Origin of the sequence: Flavobacterium ammonificans, from assembly GCF_020885975.1 — a bacterium.
GTDB classification, from domain to species: Bacteria; Bacteroidota; Bacteroidia; order Flavobacteriales; family Flavobacteriaceae; genus Flavobacterium; species Flavobacterium ammonificans.
This window is the reverse complement of the sequence record NZ_AP025183.1, coordinates 1,553,370-1,573,475: the sequence shown is the minus strand read 5'-3', so window position 1 is coordinate 1,573,475 and position 20,106 is coordinate 1,553,370. Positions and strand designations below refer to the sequence as shown.

The 20,106-nt window shown below is 31.2% G+C and carries 14 protein-coding genes and 1 riboswitch; of the genes, 5 read left to right on the top strand and 9 right to left on the bottom strand.

The genetic code is table 11. The features are described from left to right. Positions 1–61 precede the first annotated feature (61 nt). The 3 genes from LPC23_RS07085 to LPC23_RS07075 are packed head-to-tail and all read left to right on the top strand — an operon-like array spanning position 62 to position 7,009. A complete protein-coding gene (locus tag LPC23_RS07085; protein ID WP_229329134.1) occupies positions 62–3,061 on the top strand; it encodes a type I restriction endonuclease subunit R in 3,000 nt (999 codons plus the stop codon). Positions 3,062–3,075: 14 nt separating this feature from the next. Beyond that, a complete protein-coding gene (locus LPC23_RS07080; RefSeq protein WP_229329132.1) occupies positions 3,076–5,751 on the top strand; it encodes an AAA family ATPase in 2,676 nt (891 codons plus the stop codon). 1 nt (position 5,752) lies between these two features. Next, positions 5,753–7,009, top strand: a complete 1,257-nt coding sequence (locus tag LPC23_RS07075; RefSeq protein WP_229329130.1) for an McrC family protein — start codon at positions 5,753–5,755, stop codon at positions 7,007–7,009. Positions 7,010–7,033: 24 nt separating this feature from the next. Here the strand turns inward: LPC23_RS07075 and LPC23_RS07070 are convergent, their stop codons facing one another. The 9 genes from LPC23_RS07070 to LPC23_RS07030 all read right to left on the bottom strand — a co-directional run bounded on the left by LPC23_RS07070 (position 7,034) and on the right by LPC23_RS07030 (position 17,221). Continuing rightward, complete coding sequence (locus LPC23_RS07070; protein WP_229329128.1) at positions 7,034–7,990, bottom strand: HEAT repeat domain-containing protein; 957 nt, start codon at positions 7,988–7,990, stop codon at positions 7,034–7,036. A 141-nt stretch (positions 7,991–8,131) separates the two neighbouring features. Next, the gene (locus tag LPC23_RS07065) at positions 8,132–8,704 is read right to left on the bottom strand and encodes a hypothetical protein (protein WP_229329126.1); all 573 of its coding nucleotides are present in this window, start codon (positions 8,702–8,704) and stop codon (positions 8,132–8,134) included. 58 nt (positions 8,705–8,762) lie between these two features. Further along, on the bottom strand, positions 8,763–9,275 hold the full coding sequence (locus LPC23_RS07060) for a tellurite resistance TerB family protein (RefSeq protein ID WP_229329124.1): 513 nt from the start codon (positions 9,273–9,275) through the stop codon (positions 8,763–8,765). Positions 9,276–9,295: 20 nt separating this feature from the next. Continuing rightward, a complete protein-coding gene (locus LPC23_RS07055) occupies positions 9,296–11,098 on the bottom strand; it encodes a protein kinase domain-containing protein (protein ID WP_229329121.1) in 1,803 nt (600 codons plus the stop codon). A gap of 15 nt (positions 11,099–11,113) precedes the next feature. Continuing rightward, positions 11,114–13,645 (bottom strand): Hsp70 family protein, encoded by a 2,532-nt coding sequence (locus LPC23_RS07050; RefSeq protein WP_229329120.1) that lies wholly within the window; start codon positions 13,643–13,645, stop codon positions 11,114–11,116. A gap of 21 nt (positions 13,646–13,666) precedes the next feature. Then, positions 13,667–14,572, bottom strand: a complete 906-nt coding sequence (locus LPC23_RS07045) for a hypothetical protein (protein ID WP_229329118.1) — start codon at positions 14,570–14,572, stop codon at positions 13,667–13,669. Further along, on the bottom strand, positions 14,572–16,284 hold the full coding sequence (locus tag LPC23_RS07040; protein ID WP_229329116.1) for a CFI-box-CTERM domain-containing protein: 1,713 nt from the start codon (positions 16,282–16,284) through the stop codon (positions 14,572–14,574). Before LPC23_RS07040 ends, LPC23_RS07045 begins: the two co-directional genes overlap by 1 nt. Positions 16,285–16,286: 2 nt before the next feature. Further along, positions 16,287–16,679: a hypothetical protein gene (locus LPC23_RS07035; RefSeq protein ID WP_229329114.1), complete on the bottom strand. Its 393-nt coding sequence runs from the start codon at positions 16,677–16,679 to the stop codon at positions 16,287–16,289. After that, positions 16,679–17,221: an SH3 domain-containing protein gene (locus LPC23_RS07030; protein ID WP_229329112.1), complete on the bottom strand. Its 543-nt coding sequence runs from the start codon at positions 17,219–17,221 to the stop codon at positions 16,679–16,681. The genes LPC23_RS07035 and LPC23_RS07030 overlap by 1 nt, the downstream gene beginning before the upstream one ends. 228 nt (positions 17,222–17,449) lie before the next feature. After that, a riboswitch (SAM-I-IV-variant riboswitch) is annotated at positions 17,450–17,543 on the top strand. Between the two features lie 59 nt (positions 17,544–17,602). On the opposite strand from LPC23_RS07030, the gene LPC23_RS07025 reads away from it, so the two are divergent. Together LPC23_RS07025 and LPC23_RS07020 are read left to right on the top strand one after the other, a co-directional pair. Then, positions 17,603–18,343 (top strand): N-formylglutamate amidohydrolase, encoded by a 741-nt coding sequence (locus LPC23_RS07025; protein ID WP_229329110.1) that lies wholly within the window; start codon positions 17,603–17,605, stop codon positions 18,341–18,343. 63 nt (positions 18,344–18,406) lie between these two features. Further along, positions 18,407–20,038 carry a tetratricopeptide repeat protein gene (locus tag LPC23_RS07020; protein ID WP_229329108.1) on the top strand — a complete coding sequence of 544 codons (1,632 nt, stop codon included), beginning with the start codon at positions 18,407–18,409 and terminating at the stop codon, positions 20,036–20,038. Positions 20,039–20,106: the final 68 nt, after the last annotated feature.

Genomic DNA, 20,106 nt, shown 5'->3' with positions numbered 1-20,106 from the left:
ATTTGTAGTAAATATAATATTTAAATCAAAAAAACACTATTTTAGACATTATTTTTATGTCATGACAACAGAAGCCAAAATAGAACAAGCTACCATTGATTGGTTAACCGATTTAGGGTATAGCCACATACACGGCACTACGTTTACGTTTCCAGAAAACGAAGTGGTAAATAAAGCTACGTTATTAGCGTTTATACAACAACAGCACCCTGATTTACCAGCGGAGTTATATCCGTTAATTGTGGCGGAGTTTGTAAACAATAAAGGCGCTGATTTGTTGTACCGCAATCGAGATTTTCATTTAAAACTCACCAAAGGGTTAGACTACGAATACCAAGATGCGAATGGTAATGAAAAAGCCGTTCACGTCTATCCTATAGATTTTCAAAATCCTGAAAACAATACGTTTTGGGTAGTGAATCAATTGAGCATTAAAGGCAAAAACAAACGCCGTCCCGATGTGATTGTGTATGTAAATGGTTTTCCGTTAATCGTTTTTGAATTGAAAAACTGGTTTGATGAAAACACCAATTTACAAGAAGCATTCAATCAAATTCAACATTACACCAAAGATATTCCGCTATTGTTTGAATACAACGTAGCCACCATAGTAAGTGACGGTAACGAAGCCCAACACGGTATGTTCAACGCTTCTAACGAATGGTATGCCACTTGGAAAAGTAATGATGGTATTACTACCATAGATGATGATTTTCAAATGCATACCTTGTTATTCGGTTTATTTCCAAAAGAACGCTTACTGAATTACATTAAGAACTTTGTATTCTTTGAAGATCATAACGGTACATTGATTAAGAAAGGTGCGAAATACCACCAATTCTTTGGGGTAAACTTTGCAGTAGAAGCCGCTAAAAAAGCCATTCGTCCTTATGGTGATGGGCGTATTGGTGTCATTTGGCACACGCAAGGAAGCGGAAAAAGTATTTCGATGGCGATTTATGCAGGTATCTTACGCAGCTTACCCGAATTAAAAAATCCTACCATCGTAGTACAAGTCGATAGAAGTGATTTGGATTTTCAATTGTATGAAAATTTTGTATTAGCTAAAGACTTAGTGGGCGATGTTCAACATGCCGATTCTACCGATGATTTAAGACGTTTACTTTCTACAGGAAGTGGTGGAGTAGTTTTTACCACGATAGAAAAATTCCGTTTGAAATCAGGAAATGAAGATTCTTTAGGAGAATTAGAACATCCTATTTTATCGGAAAGAGAAAACATTATTGTCATGGCTGACGAAGCCCATCGAACGCAATATGGTTTGTTAGATGGTTTTGCCTCTAATTTGCGTAAAGCCTTGCCTAATGCTTCGTTTATAGGATTCACAGGAACGCCAGTAGATAGCAAAGATGCCGATACTCAAGAAGTGTTTGGAGAAACCATTCACGTATACGACATAAAACAAGCGGTAGATGATAAAGCAACAGTTCCTATTTATTATGAACCCCGTTTAGCCAAGTTGCATTTAGCCAATGAAAATTTAGATTCGGATGTAGATTCGCTAACTTGGGAACAAGAAGATAGTGGCAACTTAAAATGGGCAGCTTTAGAAGATGCCGCAGGTTCACAAGAGCGTGTAGATAAGATTGCCAAAGACATTTTAAATCATTTTACCAATCGCACCGAAACTTTACCAGGAAAGGCAATGATTGTGTGTATGAGCCGAAGAAATAGCGTTAAAATGTATGAAGCTTTAACGCAATTAAAAGATTGCCCTGAAATTGCGGTTGTGATGACAGGAAATATTTCTAAAGACCCAATAACATGGAATCCGCACATTAGAACACAAGAAGCTACCGAAGCATTAAAAAAACGTTTTAGAAATCCGAAAGACCCGTTGCAAATTGTTATTGTTCGCGATATGTGGTTAACTGGATTTGATGCACCTTGTGTACATACGATGTATGTAGATAAGATTATGAGAGGACATAATCTTATGCAAGCCATTACCAGAACCAACCGAGTATTTAAAGACAAACCTTCGGGAGTTATAGTAGATTATATAGGTATTGGCGACCAATTGAGAAAAGCAACCGATAAATATACTGGTGGTGGAGGAAATGGACAACCAACTATTGATATGGAACAGGCTATAAATATGTTCTTCAATCAAGTTGACATTTGCAAAGCCATGCTACCAGAAACGATTGATTATAGCCAGTGGAAAGCCTTACGCGAAAGTGATAAAATGTTATTAGTAAAACAGGCTTTAAACGCATTAATTAAATACGATGAAGTTGCAGACCAATTTATGATGGAAGAAAAGAAACTGACAGGTTTGTTATCCATTGTAAAATCACAACCAGAAATTCAGGAATTTGCTATTGATATCTTGTTTTCGCAACACGTTTCAAAAGCGATACGAAATGCTAAAACAGTAAAAGGAAATGGTAGAGCCACTCAAAATGAAATTAAAGAGTTGATAAGTAGAAGTATCGAATCGGATGATATTATTGATGTATTTGCGATGGCAGGTATTGAAAAAGCCGATATTTCCATTTTAGATGAGCAGTTCTTATTAGGCGTTAAAAAAGATAAAGACAGTATTGCTATCAAGATTGAGCTTTTAAAGAATATTTTAAAAGATGAAATCAGAATGCGTTTGCCTCAGAATATTAAAAAATACACATCGCTAAAAGAAGAATTAGAAAAAGTAATTGACCGTTACCACGCCAACGCTATTGATTCGTATACTACAATTGCAGAATTAGTAGAACGTGCCAAAGAAATGCAAGACGAAGACAAACGTAAATCGGAATTAGGTTTGTCGGATGAAGAGTTAGCATTTTATGATATTCTAGCGGCTAAAAAAGACATCATCAACGAAGCGGGTCCTATTCAAGACGTGGTTCACAACGTAGTTAAAGCTGTAAAAAGCAACCTCCAAATCGACTGGACAAATAAAGAAGATGCGAAAGCAGCTATTCGTTTAGCAGTCAAAAAAGAGTTGCGTGGGAAAGTAAGCATTTTAGAACTAAATGCTATTCTTCAAGAAATTATGGAACAGGCAGAAGGACAGTATAAAGAATGGAGGGCTTAATATTATAAATTAACATGAACGAAAACTTACATCAATTAAAAGCATCTTTTATACAAGAATGGCCTTTAGGTCGTATCCAAAATATGACATTAGAGGAGTATACCAATTTAGAGAAAACTTCATTTTGCTATTGGGTAGAGGCTTTAACAACCGACGTAGGGAGTATATGGGGTGGTTCTGCTTATAAATTCGGAATATTTAAAAGACGAAATTTAGAATCTACAACTTTAAAGGAAAATCTACTCACAGATGGTGAATATGGTTGGGCAAAAAAATATGGAACTACTAAAGAAATTGCCTTTCAGAATATAAAAAACATTCTACTAGCTATTATCGAAAATACGCAAAATAATACAATTGAAAACATTGATGAAATTGATTTAGGAGATGCGTATAAATGGAAAATAGCCTTTTTATATGGTGATTTTAATATTATAAATATTTTTAAGAACGAATCACTAGTAGAAGCGGCACAGTCATTAGGTTACACTGGCACTTCTAAAAAGTTTACTGACTTATACCGATTTATGCTGCCATTAAAGCAACCAGAACAAGATTTTTTTGATTTCACCCAAGAATTATGGCAACAAACTACATTAGCAAATCCTCAACGATATTGGTTATATGCTCCTGGAGAAAATGCCAGTAAATGGGAAGAGTTTTACAGCGAGGGCATAATGGCTTTGGGTTGGGGTGAAGTAGGCGATTTAAAACAATATAAATCACGAAATGAGATAAAAAATGCTTTAGTAGCTGCTTATGGTGGTGAAGGAGACAAAAAGAATGATGTTTCTGCAAATGATGATTTTTTAAACCGTATTAATATTGGTGATATCATTATTGTTAAAAAAGGACGTAGTCAAATACTTGGTTATGGACAGGTAACTTCTGATTATTATTTTGAAGAAAATAATTCGGACTATAATAGCCGGAGAAATGTTGATTGGAAATTAAAAGGCATTTGGAAAGTTGATCATAGCTTGGTACTAAAAACGCTTACAGACATAACTAAGTATGCAGCAGAAGATCCAAATTATTCTAAATATTATGAGAAGTTATTAGCTATTATGGAAGGTGAAACTAATAAAGTAAATTATAAACTAGACTATTCAAATTATTTAAGCTCTATTTACAGTGAAAATAGCGGTACAAAAACTTCCTATATAAAAGCAATTGAAATACTTTCGAATTTACTTGACTACACTGTTTTTGAAGTAAATGATGTCTTACAATTGAAGCAGTTATATACCGAATTAATCAAGGAACAAAGAAATAAAGAAGGAAAATATTTCCATCCTGAAGCACCTTCATATGGTCAAAACGGATTTTATTCAGCTTCAATTAAAACCTATATCGATTTTCATATAAAACAAAAAGGTAATTTTATGAATAATTCAACTTTTAAAGCCCCGCTAAATCAAATTTTATATGGTCCTCCAGGTACAGGGAAAACGTACAATTCTATAAATAAAGCTATAGAAATAGTAAATCCTGCTTTTGATTTATCTCAAGATAGAATCTTAATAAAAAAAGAGTATGATAGGTTAGTCGCTGAGAATCAAATTCTATTTACAACTTTCCATCAAAGTATGAGCTATGAAGATTTTATTGAAGGAATAAAACCCGAAACTAAGGACAAGAACGTAATATATGATGTGGTTCCTGGATTATTTTTAGAAATTTGTACCACTGCCGAAAATAACTGGGAAGATGCCAAAGAGGGCAATAGTAAAAAGCTATCTTTTGAACAAGCATTTTTGTTATTAAAAGAAGAATGGTTTGAAAATGAAGAAATCAAATTTCCTTTGAAAAGAGAAGGAAATGATTTTACCATTATTGGTTTTACAAAAAAGTCAATACAATTTAAAAAAGCTAGTGGAGGAACTGGACATACACTTAGTATTGGTACGTTAAAGGATTATTATTATAATAAAAAAGAGATTAAACCTACTGGTGTTGGAATATATTATCCGTCAATTCTTGAAAAATTAAACAAATATCAACCAAAAATAATTTCTGAAAAAGCAGTAAAAAATTATGTAATTATCATAGACGAAATCAATCGTGGTAACGTTTCTCAAATATTTGGAGAATTAATAACATTAATTGAAGACAGTAAACGATTAGGAAATGATGAAGCGCTGGAAGTGATTTTGCCATACAGTAAAGAAAAATTTGGAGTACCTCCTAATCTATATATCATAGGTACCATGAACACTGCTGACCGAAGTGTGGAAGCATTAGATACCGCATTAAGAAGACGTTTCAGTTTTGAAGAAATGCCGCCACGATATGATTTAAAGGAATTAGAAAATGAAGTCTTCGGATATCAATTAAAAGACATTCTAAAAACTATCAACAAGCGAATTGTATGTTTATTAAATAATGACCATGCCATAGGTCACTCCTATTTTTTAAACAAGAATGAAGAAACTTTAATGGAATCCTTTTACAAAAATATAATTCCATTATTACAAGAATATTTCTTTGGCGATTATGGCAAAATGAGGTTAGTTCTTGGTGACGGTTTTATTCAATTCGATGAATGGAATGAGGATGATAATTTCTTTGCGTCAGTTGCTGATTCAAAAACAGATTATGATATAAAAGATTTATATTCAATTATTGAGTATAAACAAGATAATAAAGTTGGTTTTTCTGAGGCGCTATCAAAATTAATGAATCGTTAAATTGATTAAATCAAAAGAAAATATTGTCGTTTTTGAACATGAAATTATTCGTTTTGATAGAGGTGATAACAAAATCACCAAAGATCAATTCGAGGCGTTAGTTCATTATCATGGGAATGGTATACCCTACTTTAAATTAGTATACAATGGCATTCAGTTTAATGAACATGTAGGTGTTATTCAAGTAGGAAATATTCTGATTGAAGTACTCCCAAAAGCAGATAAAAATCCAAGTTCCAACGAGGAATACAGTAAGTGGAGAAATTTATTAATTGAGATGTTGCAAACAGTTGGTAGTTTTGACATCAAATCTACCAGTTCCAGTAATTTAAAAGTCAAACCTAATTCAATTTTAGATTTATATTTTGAAATGTATGTCAAAGAAGTAGAATACCTGCTTCATACTGGACTAATTAAAAAATACAGCAAAAAAGAGGGCAATGTTACTGCTTTAAAAGGTCAATTAAAATTTAGTAAACATATTCAACACAATCTTACCCATAAAGAACGATTTTATGTAAATCACACCGCCTATAATGTAGATCATCAATTACATTATATCCTTTATAAGGCCTTGCTTTTGTTGAAACAAATCAATACAAATAAGTCATTAATTGGGCGAATTGGAGCACTCCTTTTAAATTTCCCAGAAATGCCTAACATAAAGGTAAACGAGGCAACTTTTGATAAACTAATTTATAATAGAAAAAATCAACATTATCAAAAAGGAATTGAAATTGCCAAATTACTTTTATTACAATATCATCCAGATCTTAGCCAAGGAAACAATCACGTTTTGGCTTTAATGTTTGATATGAATTTACTTTGGGAACAATTTATTTATGTAAGTTTAAAGAAAAATAAAAATGATTTTTCAAAAGTAAAACCCCAAACTTCTAAATACTTCTGGAAGCCTACGAATGGCAGAAGAACATCGATGAAACCAGATATCTATATTGAAACCCATGATGCAAGAAAGATTGTATTAGATACAAAATGGAAAAATTTAAATGGATATAACCCAAGTCCTGATGATTTAAGGCAAATGTATGTCTATCATGAATTTTATGAAGCAGAAAAGGTTGCTCTAGTTTATCCAGGTGATAATGCAAAAAGTAAAAAAGGGAACTATTTTGATAGAAATGGTATTCACGATGAAACCAAACAATGTAGTATTGTTTTACTCGATGTAAAAAATAATATCAAAGAATGGCAAAGAGAAATCAATACTCAAATATGTGAGTTTGTTACGACATAATTAAACTCTCATATTTAATTTAAACTACTCTATTTCTTCTTCACCATTACCACTACCCCATATTGGGCCTGAATTAATTCCAACATTTGAAGTTACATGATAACCATTATCTTTAGCAATCGCAATGGTTCCCTTTTCGATGTATGCATTTCCGCAATTTAAAAAGTCAACACCCATTGTAAGGTTGAAATTATCTCTCAAGGTCATCAACAATATATCTTCAGAACCTTTGGCACCTAACCTAATGTAAAATGGATAATTTTCAGCAATCATACTCAAATCTTCGTCTTTCAATGCATTAGTTAAACTTTCAACTGCTTCGGGATGGAGCTTTATCATTTTGATTAAAACTTCAGCAGCGGCGTAACGTGTTTCAGAGCTAGAATTTTGCATCATTATTTTTAAATCATCTACCACAGATTCACCATAATGAGCCACTAAATCTCTAGCCTTTTCTTCAGAAACTATAAATTGAAGAAAATAATTCGAAGAATAATCTTCAAAATACAAAATTGAATTCAAGATAATTTCACTTTCAATACTACTTATAGTTTCAAATTCACTAACATCATTCGACCACTTTTCAAATAATTTATCCAACACACTATGATCCGAATTACCATTTTCAAAATCAATAATAATTTTATTCAATTCTTTATTAAAATAAATTGATTTAGAATTTTCTAAACCAGATAAATAAATATTTACTATAGCCTCATTCGTTAGAATTGATTTTCTATCATTTCCAAGCATTTTATTAATAAAATTGAAAGCTAAAACTCGATTATTATCATCAAATTTATCAAAATTACTCGCATAATAATTCAAAATATTAGAATAGGTTTCTTCAATTAATGGTGTAAAATTAGCATACTTACTTTCTATTAAATCAACAGCATTTATATCATAGGTAGCAGCGATTTCGTCTGCTATTTTTTTACTTTCTTCAATACTATCAGAATTTTTTAATTCTGAAACCAATTCTTATGTAGTTTTAGGTTGACAAGAAAATAGAAAAAATGAAATAGTTAATAAAAAAAACAATTTTGAAGTTTTAATTTTTGAAAAATATTGATTTGACATAGTGATGTTTAATTTAAATTTAAATCTGTGTTTAATTATTTATTTCATTAATTCCATTAATAATTTTCCGTCCTTTATAGCAGGGATAGTATCTCTATGAAAAAATCCATTTGGAACTTTGTCGGATGTTTTAAGTGAATAGCAGTTAATATAAATCTTCGCCAACTTTTCGCCGCCCATTGAATAAATAGAATAGACATCTATAAGTCCCTCAATGTTTGTTGCAGTTGTAGAAGAAGCAAATGGTTCCTCTGAAGGCTTTTGAGAACCTATTGGACTATTGTCATTCTCCGTTGTTCTAAGAAAAGTAACTGGGTTGTATGTTTTGGTTCCAGAACCAGACTTAGATGTATATTCATATCTAAGTTTATCCATATAAGCAGGAATATTATCTATACCATAAACAGGAATTGGATTTGTTTTATCAAATCCAAACTCCCCTATTCCATTAGGATTTTCATCCTGCTTTGAATAATCATGTTCACCTTCAAGTATCATATCATGCATTAAACTCCTCTGCTCTTTGATAGAAGTAAGTAATCTAATTTTGTTTAATTTTTCGTCTCTTTTTTGTTCAGGTGTTTTACCTCTTAAAAAGTCAAATAGTCCCATATTATATGTTCAAAATATATTTAAATTATTTTATATTGAAATTTAAAAATCAAATTAGTTATTCAATCGAATTAGCATCTATATCAATTAAATTAAAAGGTGGAAGTTCAATTTCTTCCAAATACTGTTTAGTTAACTTATCAAAATAAGAATCCGTAATAATATCTTCCTCTAAAAATAGTTCAATGTCATTATAATTTTCTAAAATTATTTCATTACTAACTTTCAGTCTTCGCCTTATATTTTTAAAAAATTTGATTTCTGAATACTCAATTTGCTCGTCCGCTTTAATTGTTTGAATTGCAAAATCAATCAAAATCAATTCCTCTTCCTCTGTTAATGAAGAATTTTCTAATTCATCAAAGTAAAAAGAAATAAATTCTTTACTTCTAGTAATCAAATCCTTGACAAGGAGATTGATTTCTTCTTTAAAATTAAAATTTTTGAAAAACAATGATTTTTTACACATAGAATTAACTAAGGTAATTTCTCTTTTGTCAATATTACCATCTGAAGCCATACAACAGAAGGCCGTTTTAAGTAAAAGTTTGTCGAATGAAATTATTTCCATTTTATAATTAAATTTAGAGATTAAAAACCGATTCTATTACGTTCATTACTTTGCTGCGTATTTTCTGAATTCATTTTTTTTCTTAAAAGTTCAAATTTTTGTAGTTCTTGAAGTGGAACAGAAGGTTTAGTTTTTTTGATAATAATTTCCAAAATCTGCATTGAAATTCTTGTTTTTTCTTTTAAAGCTTGACGGGATGCTTCATTTATCAAAAATTCAATATCAGATGAAACATAGTTTTCTGTCAATTTTGAAAGTTTGTCATAATCTATTCCAAAGTCAAGAGGTCGATTTTTTAAATACATTTCAAACATTGCTTTTCTTGCTTCAAAATCAGGCGGAGACAGATAAAACTTCTTATCTAAACGACCAGCTCTTAACATTGCAGGATCAATTAAATCTGGGTAATTCGTAGCTCCAATTATGAATATCCCTTTTTCACCCGTTCTATCCATTTGTGCTAACATTTCATTTACAGCACTTTTTGACATTTCATGAGAATCACTACTTCGGTTAGGCAATAACTCATTTATTTCATCAATAAAAATAATAGTTGGTGCATTTTTTTCAGCTTCTTCGAACATTTTCGCAATGTTTTCTTGAGTAGCATTTACATACCTACTTTTTAATGAAGATGGGGTTGCTAATATAAAATTGAATCCTACTTCTTCGGCAAAATGTTTAGCAAAAAATGTTTTTCCACAACCTGGAGGCCCATACAAAAGCATTCCATTAGGGAGTGTAATGCCATATTTTGCATATTCTTCTGGTTTGTGTAAGGCGTCAATTACATCTAGTTGCAATTGTGATTTTAATTCGCTCATACCGGCGATTGCATCAAAACCTTTGCCTTTGACTTTCTGTATTTTAATTTTATTATCATTCTTATCATCCGACTTTACTTTCTGAATGTTGTCTAGATCTACAATTTCTATTTCACCATTTATAGCTTGAATAAATTCGTTTGCAGATTGAAAACGGTTTTCAGGGTCAAGTTGTAGGGATTTTTTAAGAACTTTTAAAATAGTTTCATCAAAATCAACTACATCTTCAGAAACTTTCGGGAAAGAAATAGGTTTTTTACGTTCCTCAATCAATACATCTTCAAGCTTTATTCTATCTTGTTTAAATTTTGAAATATCCTTGAACCAAGGCGGAATACCAAAAAGCATATGATACATAATAGCACCAACTGAAAATAAATCTGATTGGGGAGAATAAAAACTATTGAAACATTCAGATGCAACAAAATTTAGATTCAAACCTTCTTTGTTATACAATTTTGATGATTGATGAAATTTACGTGCATATCCAAAATCGATGATTTTTGCTTGTGGAATATTTCCCGATAGATCAAGCATAATGTTTTGGGGGGTAATTTCATTATGAATAATAGGGTCAGTCAAACTGTGCAAGTAATTCAAACCATTTAAAACGGCCGAAGCAATATGTTTCAAATCATAAACAGATTCAATTTTTTCACGGCTTATTTTTTCAGCCAAGGTTTCGCCTGCTATGAAGTCGAGAACCAAATAACCAAACTTTCTTCCTTCATGAATCAATTCTCCACTATCTTTATAGGAAACAATATTGGGATGTTTAATTGATTTTAAAAATTCTATTTCCAGCAAATTATTTTCACTGTCAAATGCAGAACGGTGAAGCTTTGCATAATTGAATAATTTAAGAAAATACAGTTTACCTTCCTTTCCTTTTACTCTATATGTTTCCGCATTACTCCCTTGCTTAATAAAAAGCATGACAGAATACTTTTCGTCTACTGAAAAATTTTTGGGTAATATGCCTTTGTATTGTATCTCCATTTTAAGTTATAAATGTTAACCTAATGTATCTCTATCTCCATCATCGTCAATTCTTAAATCCCATATTTGATGAAGCAATGGGCGTAATTGACTAGTTTTTCCTTCCTGAATTAATTTTAAACCCTGATTAATAAGTTGACGTGCTTTATTTTTATCTTTCCATTGCAAAGTACTAAACTCTTGGTCATGATATTCTAATCGACCTTTATCAATTAACCCTCCTGATAGTGAATTTCTCAATTCTCTGTCGAGTCCTTCAATTTCTTCAATCAACTCTTTTGCTGCTTTAGAATCTTTGTTCTTAATAATATGTTCAATACCCACTTTATATTCTTTAATATGGGCTTCAACTTTATTCATATTCAAATCTTCATCATCGCTATTTTCTTTTATCTTTCGAATCAATTCTTCAAACTCAAAGTATGCATCTTTTAGATCCTTTTCAACCTTTGGCCATTCAGCAACTTTTTCAGCATTATCTAACTTCAAAAGTTCTTTACGCAAGCCGTCAAGTATTTTCATTTTTCCGTCGGCACTACCTTTTTCATTCTCTAACTGTACTTCAAGTTCTTCTAATTTTTCAGAAACATCATTAGCATTAACATTGATAGCTGTATGTTTGGCTTTAGAAATCTCATTAGTCAATAAATCTTCAGTTGGAGGTTCTGTCTGTTTTATCTCAATTTCTAATTCTTCTGTATGATTCAATAAAGGGAAATAAGCTGAAAACTTCATTAATTGAGACCTATCAACTTTAATTGTTATGTCTACATCACTTCCCTCAGGAAGTAATGCCGGTAAACTTTCACCAGTAATTATCACTTCATTAATAAAGTTGTTTAATACTGGATTTGTTCCTTCCGCATTATAATCCCCTTGATAAATTGGGATACGGATTATATCATTTATCATACCAGGTCTTATAGCACTTCTTGTCTTTAAACCATTAATAACACCTGTTGCAGGAACTTTTTTACTCTTTTCTAAACCTTTAACAGGAAGGAATAAGTCTTTACTCTCAGTATTAAAAAACTTTGCAATACCAATGTGATACGGTAATACCTGCATACCATCTAGTCCGCCAATACCTTGTAAAATGCTAAATTGATGTGGTTGGCATTCTAATTTATTTCCTTCTTCATCATAGACATTTATTTCAAATGAATTAGAACGACCCTCAACTAATAGAACGTCTAGAATTGTCGCTTTTTCACCGATTAGTTTTTTACCACTTGACCAAGCGCCATCGAAACGAACCACATCTGCATAAATTTTTTCAGGAAATGTTCCCGTAGTTTTTTCCTTTAAAACTTTAAAGTTTACCATTTCATCTAATTCAACTGTAGTAGCTTCATATTTAATATCGAGTTGAAGTTTAGTTTTATCTCTAGTAGTTTCTTTTACTTCATCTGATACTGAAATGGTTGAAGCAAACAATGCCGCACCTTTAGCAACCACAGTCATTGGGTCAACAGAAGTATCAACTTTATCTGTAATTTGCTCTTTAAGCATTCTTCGTAAAATTGGGGAATAAGTCGGACCACCAACCAAAATCAATGCACCAAGGTCAGCACCTTTTAAATTGTTACGTTTCAATAACTCTTTGGTAATGTCAATTGCCTTTTGAAAAATTGGTGATACTGCATTTTCCATATCTTTTTGAGTTACTAATACGTCAACTTCTAATTCGTTACCATTTTCATCCTCAAATGGTAAATCACCTAATTGTGACAATATATTATGAGAATCTTTAAATGAGAGTTGAATTTTTGTTTCCTCTGCATAAAACTTTACTGCATTTCTTAAAATTTCCTTTTGCTCTGAATCTTCTAGAACGCTTTCGATAGCAAAGTTTTCAGCAAGATTTGGAATGATAATTTGGTCAACAATGGCTTCGTCTAAATTTTTACCCCCAAGCCAGTTGTCCCCATCCGTGTCTTTTACAGCTAAAATTCCTTCATCTGCTTTAATCAAAGCGGCATCAAAAGTTCCACCTCCAAAGTCGAACACCAACCAAAAGCCGTCTTTACTATTTGAACCTAGACCATAAGCAGTGGCAGCAGCCACTGGTTCTTGTAATAGTTCAATATGTTTGAAGCCTGCAAGTTTTGCGGCTTGCATTGTGGCCTCGTTTTGTGGATTCAAAAATTTTGCAGGAACTGTGATTACAATTGAAGAAATATTTTCATCCTGAACAAATGACTTTAATTTTTTTAGAATTTCAGAAGATAATTCTTCTGATGAAAAGCTCTTACTCATATTTGAACATTCATAGGAATGGGTTGTTCCCATTGTTCGCTTGAACTCTATAAATGTATTGGTTTTCCCTTTTTCTAAGGTTTTTAATGCCCTTGCATTATCATTCTTCATTACATTAAAAGCCGTATCACCTACAAGAATATCTTGTCTTTTATTGAAGTGGATACAAGAAGGCACTGTATCTTTTAACGTGTCCGATTTTTTAATAGTTGGAACTCCATTTTCTATTCTTGCAATTGCTGAATTAGTGGTTCCTAAGTCAATGCCGTAATCAATTTTATTTCTCATTTTCTAAATAAATTGTTATTTTTAATAGCCTTTTGATGTCTCAATTTGGGCCGTTTGAATCATTTTGTCGTTATAGTTAACCTGTGGGATAAGGACTTTGGAAATTATCTCAGAGTCTTTTTCAAGATTTTCGTCCGGAATTGAACTAGTTACAATTACTTTCATTCCTTGATGGAACTGTTTGCCTAACAGTTCAGGCATTTCGTATCCGTTAGCTGAAAGGTTGTCTTTTAGTTTTCCAACCGATGCTTGTAACTGCTTCAAGCCTTTTGTTTTTGAATCCATCAAATTGATGTTTCTTTCAATTAGATTGATTTCACTTGCAACTTTCAAAGCTAAAGAATGGTCTGGTTCTGCGTTTGGAGTTACTTGTAAAGTTGTTTTCTGTTGTTCAATTAACTGCAATTGTGAATCCATCAATTCAGTTTGTTTTCCAAACTCTTTTACCAAACTTTCTTCAATGGAAGATTTGGTTTTGCTCAACTGATCAATAAAATCTGTTTTGTCGGTTTGTTGCCTTTTGCTCAATAACCAATACAAAAGTCCTGAGAGCAATATTGTTGAAAGCACTCCAATAATTCCGAAAAGAGAATTTTTGCTAAGTGATTCAGAAACTTCAGAGATTTTAACTTCGTTTATGTCTCCTGTTTCTTTAATTTTTACACCAAGTTCATTTGCTGTTTGAGAAATTACATTACTGTTATGCTGCGTTTGGTTTCTCAAACTATCAATGATCTTGTTTGCAGATGAAAATTTTGAATTTAAAGTTCCTATCTCCAATTTTAGTTGAATGTTTTCTGATTGGAGCAAATTAACCTTTTGTGTCAAAGGCTTAATCTCTTTATCAAAATCTTCTTTGGTTATACCTTGAGAAAATACTCCAAATGAAGAAAATAGAATTATTGCGAATGTTATTTGTTTTTTCATTATTTAATGAGTTTAATAAATTGGTTTAGTGTTTTCCGAATTATTATGTTTATTGTCCTTTGATTTTTTAGTCTTTCGACAAGTTTAGGAGAATAGTGATAGTATGTTTTTATAAACCATTTACCGTATGCTGATTTGTTCAATACATCATCTCTGAATTGTCTTAGAATCATTACTTGTGGATGATCATAATCTCCATAAGCCATAGTTGCTATATAACATCCACTACTTCCACCTCCTGTATTAACTTGATTTAATTGCCTTTTCAAATCAATAAGAGTAGATCTGTTTCTCTCATAACGAATTCTAAAATCTTGCTTTAAATGCATTGAGCCAATAGTTGCACTTACATCCAAAGATTCATTAATTTTATCTTTTAGTAATCTAATTAATGCAACTTTAGTTGAGCTATCAAATGCAGAAGAAAATTTATCTTGTAAATTGTTTATTTCCGAGACACACATTCCTTGGGCCTCTGATGCAATTCTTGTAGACAAACCAATAAACAAATCATCTCTTTCACCTAAAACATCTTTAACATTTGATAAGTAAATTAAAGCAGATGCTAATAATTGTTTTCCATTTAAGACAGTCTCTTTGTATCCTTCATACTCGTCAATTAAATCTGTAATACTTTTAAAATCGTCAAATATTTTTGCTTGCTTATCTCTTTCCGGTTTATTGTCAATCCATTCTTGCAAGTTTTCAGTATTCTCTTCACATCTTTGTATAGCAATATCTCCTATAGCTAATAATTTTGCTTTGTGAAACAAATCCATTGAAGCTCTACCAGGGTCTGTGCTTGAATCTTTATAAAATTTAAAATAGTCAATTCCACATTGGAGTATTTCATCAGAAAGCTTGTCAGATATTGATGAGAATTTTAAATTCGAAATTCCTAAAATTGATTTAAGTAGTTTTAAATTTTCTGATGTCTTTTTAAAAAGCTCTTTCCCAACGACTAACGAATTCGAATTATCAGCTTTTCTTTTTATTCTCGCTTCTTCAATATTTTTTTCAATTTCTTCAATTGGCTTCTGCACAAATCCTTTCAAAAAATCTTCTTTTGCAGAAAACTCTTGTTGTGTAATAATATCAAGAAAGTTGGTTGAACTTATAAATTCACTTTTTTCAATTTCAGATTGTAATTGATTAAGGAAAATTAATTGGAGTTCTTTTTTTGTTGTCTTGTAAGTTTCGTCTGTAGCTAATGATTTAAATTCTTTAATATATTCACTTTCTAGAAATTTAAGTTTTAAAGAAATACCATTTTCCAAAAGAGCCTCATTTGAATTAGTTCCTTCCAAAACTCCACTTAAATAAAGCGTTCCTAAATTACTGAAGGCCGAAGCATTACGCTTAGATATTTCTCCATTTAATGTTAGTTTTTTCCAAATAACTAATACTTGATTTAAATCAGAGTCATTAATTGCATCAAATGCAGGTTCATCAGTAATTGGGTTACCTTTATAAAACCAAAAAAGGGCTGCAACTATTTTATCTTTATCAAGATTAAGTTTTGAAGCTGCAACATCTACTTTTTCTATATTTCTTTGAACGTTTCCTAGAGATGGGAAACTAAAATCTTCTTCTGGGGCTATATCTGCGGCAATAAATTGCTTTAATCTTTTTATTTGTCGGTCTTGTTCTCTTGCAGATGCTCCAACAAGTAAGCCAACTATTCGATAGGGATTATTTAATACTAAATTCATTTTTATTTATTTCTCATATTCAAAAATTCATTATAATTTTCTGATTTTATAATTTTCTTCTTAAGTTTTCTGTAATAATTTGATTTATCCGAAATATAACCTAAATAGGAAAACATTGATGGTACAAAACTAAATAATGAACCAAAAGCTAAAAATGCTGGAATACCTCCTACCCAATTTAACCAATCTGCCAAATCTAATGAAGCTATATAAAATCCTATTAATCCAATTCCTAGAAATATTAACTCTACTTTAAAAGTTTCTATAAAACTTGATGAAGGGTTTATGCTATAATTAGGATTTTCTGTAAGGATATCTTTTAATATTTTAAAATCACTATCCGATATAAGCGGGGGAGTATTAAAATTGTAGGTTGTATATTGTACTGTTGCCATTATCTTCGTCTAGTTGATATATAAAATTGCCAAGAATATCTTCTATTTCCATCTAAATACTCAGTACCTATATTAGGTATTACTCCTGGAGCTGAAGCTCGAAAATCACACTCACCAGGTTCCAAAGAAATCTTTTTGGTTTCTTTTGGACTAAAATAATACGTTTCTGAATTTAATTTCAAAGTCAGTGTTTTACTGGTATTATTAAACACACTTATTTCAGGTTTATATACTTCAGAATCTCCTTCCGGATTAAACATACCTCCAGAACTTCTAGAAACTATTTTACCTACTTTTACATATGATTTATGAACATAACCCTCTAAATCAGAATCTATATCAACAATGTTATAAAAATCATCATCTGTATCTAAAGAAGATATAAAAATCTGCGCGCCTGGTTTTAAAGACTTTATTATACCATAATCACTACCTGGTCCTTGTCTAAAATTAACTTGTTTAGTAATATTACCAAGATACGATTGTGAAAATCCTGAAATACTTAGTAAAAAGAAAAAAAATAAAATAAAAATTTTTTTCATATCATAGATTGGGTTAGTAAGTGAAATTAAATTGTTAATTGTAAATATAACTTAATTTTTAGTAGGTTATTATCTACAATAGAGAAAAAATAATTATTAAGTAAAAAATCAATTATTGTTGAGATTGAATATTTAACAAATTAAAAATTTAATACTATTATTTCATATACCGGGATTTAGTGATATTTTAATCTTTATTTATTCTAACAAAATATAAATAGTAAATTTGCAAAGTATTCCGAACCCTTTAATGGGTACCAACCGAGTGATGTCACCGCGGTGGTAAATCAATGCGGACATTATGTCAAAATAAACGTACTTATTAGCTACTTTTATTGCACGGAATACAAATAAGAATTATAAACATAAACACTTATTTGTATGAAACAATTAATCTTACACATTCCCCATTCATCAACTATAATTCCATTTCAAGACGGATACGTATCATCTCATGACAATATCCAACAAGAAATTATCAAACTAACTGACTGGTATACAGATGATTTATTTGACTCTGATTTGGACGTTAAAATTGTCACACCTTTTTCAAGAGTTTTTTGTGATGTAGAAAGGTTTGCTGATGATGAACTAGAGATTATGTCAAAAGTAGGTATGGGTGTTCTGTATGAAAAATTAGATTCCGATGAATTACTTCGAAAAGTCAAACCAGAATTAAGAGAAAAAATACTTACTGACTATTATTGGAAACATCATGATAGTTTAACAATAGTAGTTGAAGAACAATTAATAAGAAATGGTGAATGTCTTATAATTGACTGTCACTCCTTCCCTTCTACCCCATTACAAAAAGCAATCAACCAAAATTCAAATACACCTGATTTCAATATTGGTACAGACCCATTTCATACACCTAAGAAATACATTGAAGCAAGTATAACCTATTTTGAAAACTTAGGTTACTCTTTGGGGGTTGATTGGCCTTATAGTGGTTCAATCGTCCCAATGAAATATTATCAAAAAGAAAAAAGAGTTAGCTCAATTATGCTAGAAATTAATAGAAAGTTATACTTAAACGAGCCGACTAATGAAAAATCAACTGAATACAATAAAACTAAAGAAGTAGTCCAGGGTTATTTAAACTTATTAAAAAGAATTTAATTATCAATGTAATAAAATTCTCATCTATGAGTTAGTATAGAAAACGATTAATTTACCCCACCAATGACTCCTACTCTATTTCAAAAAAGTGTTCTCACATTCCTCTTAATTTTAATCACCAATTTAAGTTGTGCTCAAAGCGAAAATTATAAAATAGCTTACAAAGCCTATAGTGGCGGCGATAGTGAAACTGCCTTAGAATACTTTGAAAAAGATATTGCCGAAAACCCGAAGTCGGCTTATAGCTATTTCTATCTCGCTGTTTTGTATATCATTCAAGATAAACTAGAGGTTGCAGAGAATCATATTGACAAAGCACTATTATACTTTCAAGAGTCAAGTAGTACAATGCGTTCCAAAGCTTATGTAGTCAAGGGCGATATCGCGTACAAACTTAAAAACATTGATAATACTTTTAAATACTATGCCTTAGCCATTCAACTCAGACCCAAGGAAATCAATTTGTATCTCGATAGAGGACAATACTATTTTGAACTCGGGCAACTCGATAAAGCCGAGGCCGATTTTAAACATATTCTAACTATTGATGCTGCTAACATTTATGCTTATGGAGGATTAGGAAGAAATTATTTAAAAGAGAAACGCTATGACTTGGCTGAGAAAAATTTAACCAAAGCCATACAACTTAACGATTTGTATTTTCTGGCATTTCAATTGAGAGCGCAAACTTATTTCGAACAAAAAAAATACAAAGAAGCTATTTTGGATATGCTAGAAGTCATATCAATCGAACCAGATGATTCCGATAGTCGAGACCAATTTTTAACCTATTCATTAAATGATTATGAATTGGCTTTGACCGAACTAAACGAAAAATCAAAAAACGCTCCTTTCAATGAATTTTGGAATACGACAAGAGCACGATTATATGCTAAGCATGGAAAATTCAAACTAGCTATCAAAGAATTCGATCAACTCATTAAGTATGTTGGAGCTGAAAATAATATGGATTATTTAATCTATGAAAGAGCCACAACTTATGAGAATGCAGGATTATATGATAAAGCAATTGAAGATTATAATTATTTAATTGCAAATGACCCTACTGATGCCGTTGTATTTAGTCAAAGAGCCAATGCCTATCGCCATGCTGGCGAGTACCAAAAAGCCATTCAAGATTTAAATACATCTATGGAACTTGACCCAAAAGACTATTGGAATTACTATATGAGAGGCTGGATTTACGTTGAAATGCTAAAAGAAAATGACAAAGCCCTTGAGGATTTTAACATTGCAGTAAAACTTAATCCTGAAGATACCTATACTCGTTTAATGAGAGGAAGATTATTATTGGAAAAACGAAATGAAAAAGAAAAAGCAATAGAAGATTTTAACGTCATCACATCATTAGAAAAAGAAATTAAAGAAGAGGGGAATTGTAAACAATATGCCTTATTTCATCTAGATAAAAAGTCAGAAGCACTTCAATGGATGAAAGATATCCTAGAAAAATATCCTTCTGAAGGTAACTATTACGAAGCAGCCTGTCTCTTCGCATTAATGAATAAAAAAGAAGAAGCACTAAATGCATTGAAAACTTCTTTTGAAAAAGGCAATAACAATTTTAAACACATCAGTATTGATGACGATTTAGACAATATCAAACAAACACCAGAATACATTTCATTGTATAATAAATGGTTTGAAAAATTTAAGGTTGAGAATAATTTATAGAATCATGGATGGGAAATAAGGCTATTTCAATTATTGTAAGTTAATATATTATTTATATGCTTTTACAT

Bases quoted from the DNA above. Each gene is read 5' to 3' on its own strand.
- LPC23_RS07025 (WP_229329110.1), top strand. From the start codon at position 17,603: ATGAAACAATTAATCTTACACATTCCCCATTCATCAACTATAATTCCA.
- LPC23_RS07060 (WP_229329124.1), bottom strand. From the start codon at position 9,275: ATGGAAATAATTTCATTCGACAAACTTTTACTTAAAACGGCCTTCTGT.
- LPC23_RS07065 (WP_229329126.1), bottom strand. From the start codon at position 8,704: ATGGGACTATTTGACTTTTTAAGAGGTAAAACACCTGAACAAAAAAGA.
- LPC23_RS07040 (WP_229329116.1), bottom strand. From the start codon at position 16,284: ATGAATTTAGTATTAAATAATCCCTATCGAATAGTTGGCTTACTTGTT.
- LPC23_RS07045 (WP_229329118.1), bottom strand. From the start codon at position 14,572: ATGAAAAAACAAATAACATTCGCAATAATTCTATTTTCTTCATTTGGA.
- LPC23_RS07055 (WP_229329121.1), bottom strand. From the start codon at position 11,098: ATGGAGATACAATACAAAGGCATATTACCCAAAAATTTTTCAGTAGAC.
- LPC23_RS07050 (WP_229329120.1), bottom strand. From the start codon at position 13,645: ATGAGAAATAAAATTGATTACGGCATTGACTTAGGAACCACTAATTCA.
- LPC23_RS07030 (WP_229329112.1), bottom strand. From the start codon at position 17,221: ATGAAAAAAATTTTTATTTTATTTTTTTTCTTTTTACTAAGTATTTCA.
- LPC23_RS07080 (WP_229329132.1), top strand. From the start codon at position 3,076: ATGAACGAAAACTTACATCAATTAAAAGCATCTTTTATACAAGAATGG.
- LPC23_RS07085 (WP_229329134.1), top strand. From the start codon at position 62: ATGACAACAGAAGCCAAAATAGAACAAGCTACCATTGATTGGTTAACC.
- LPC23_RS07020 (WP_229329108.1), top strand. From the start codon at position 18,407: ATGACTCCTACTCTATTTCAAAAAAGTGTTCTCACATTCCTCTTAATT.
- LPC23_RS07035 (WP_229329114.1), bottom strand. From the start codon at position 16,679: ATGGCAACAGTACAATATACAACCTACAATTTTAATACTCCCCCGCTT.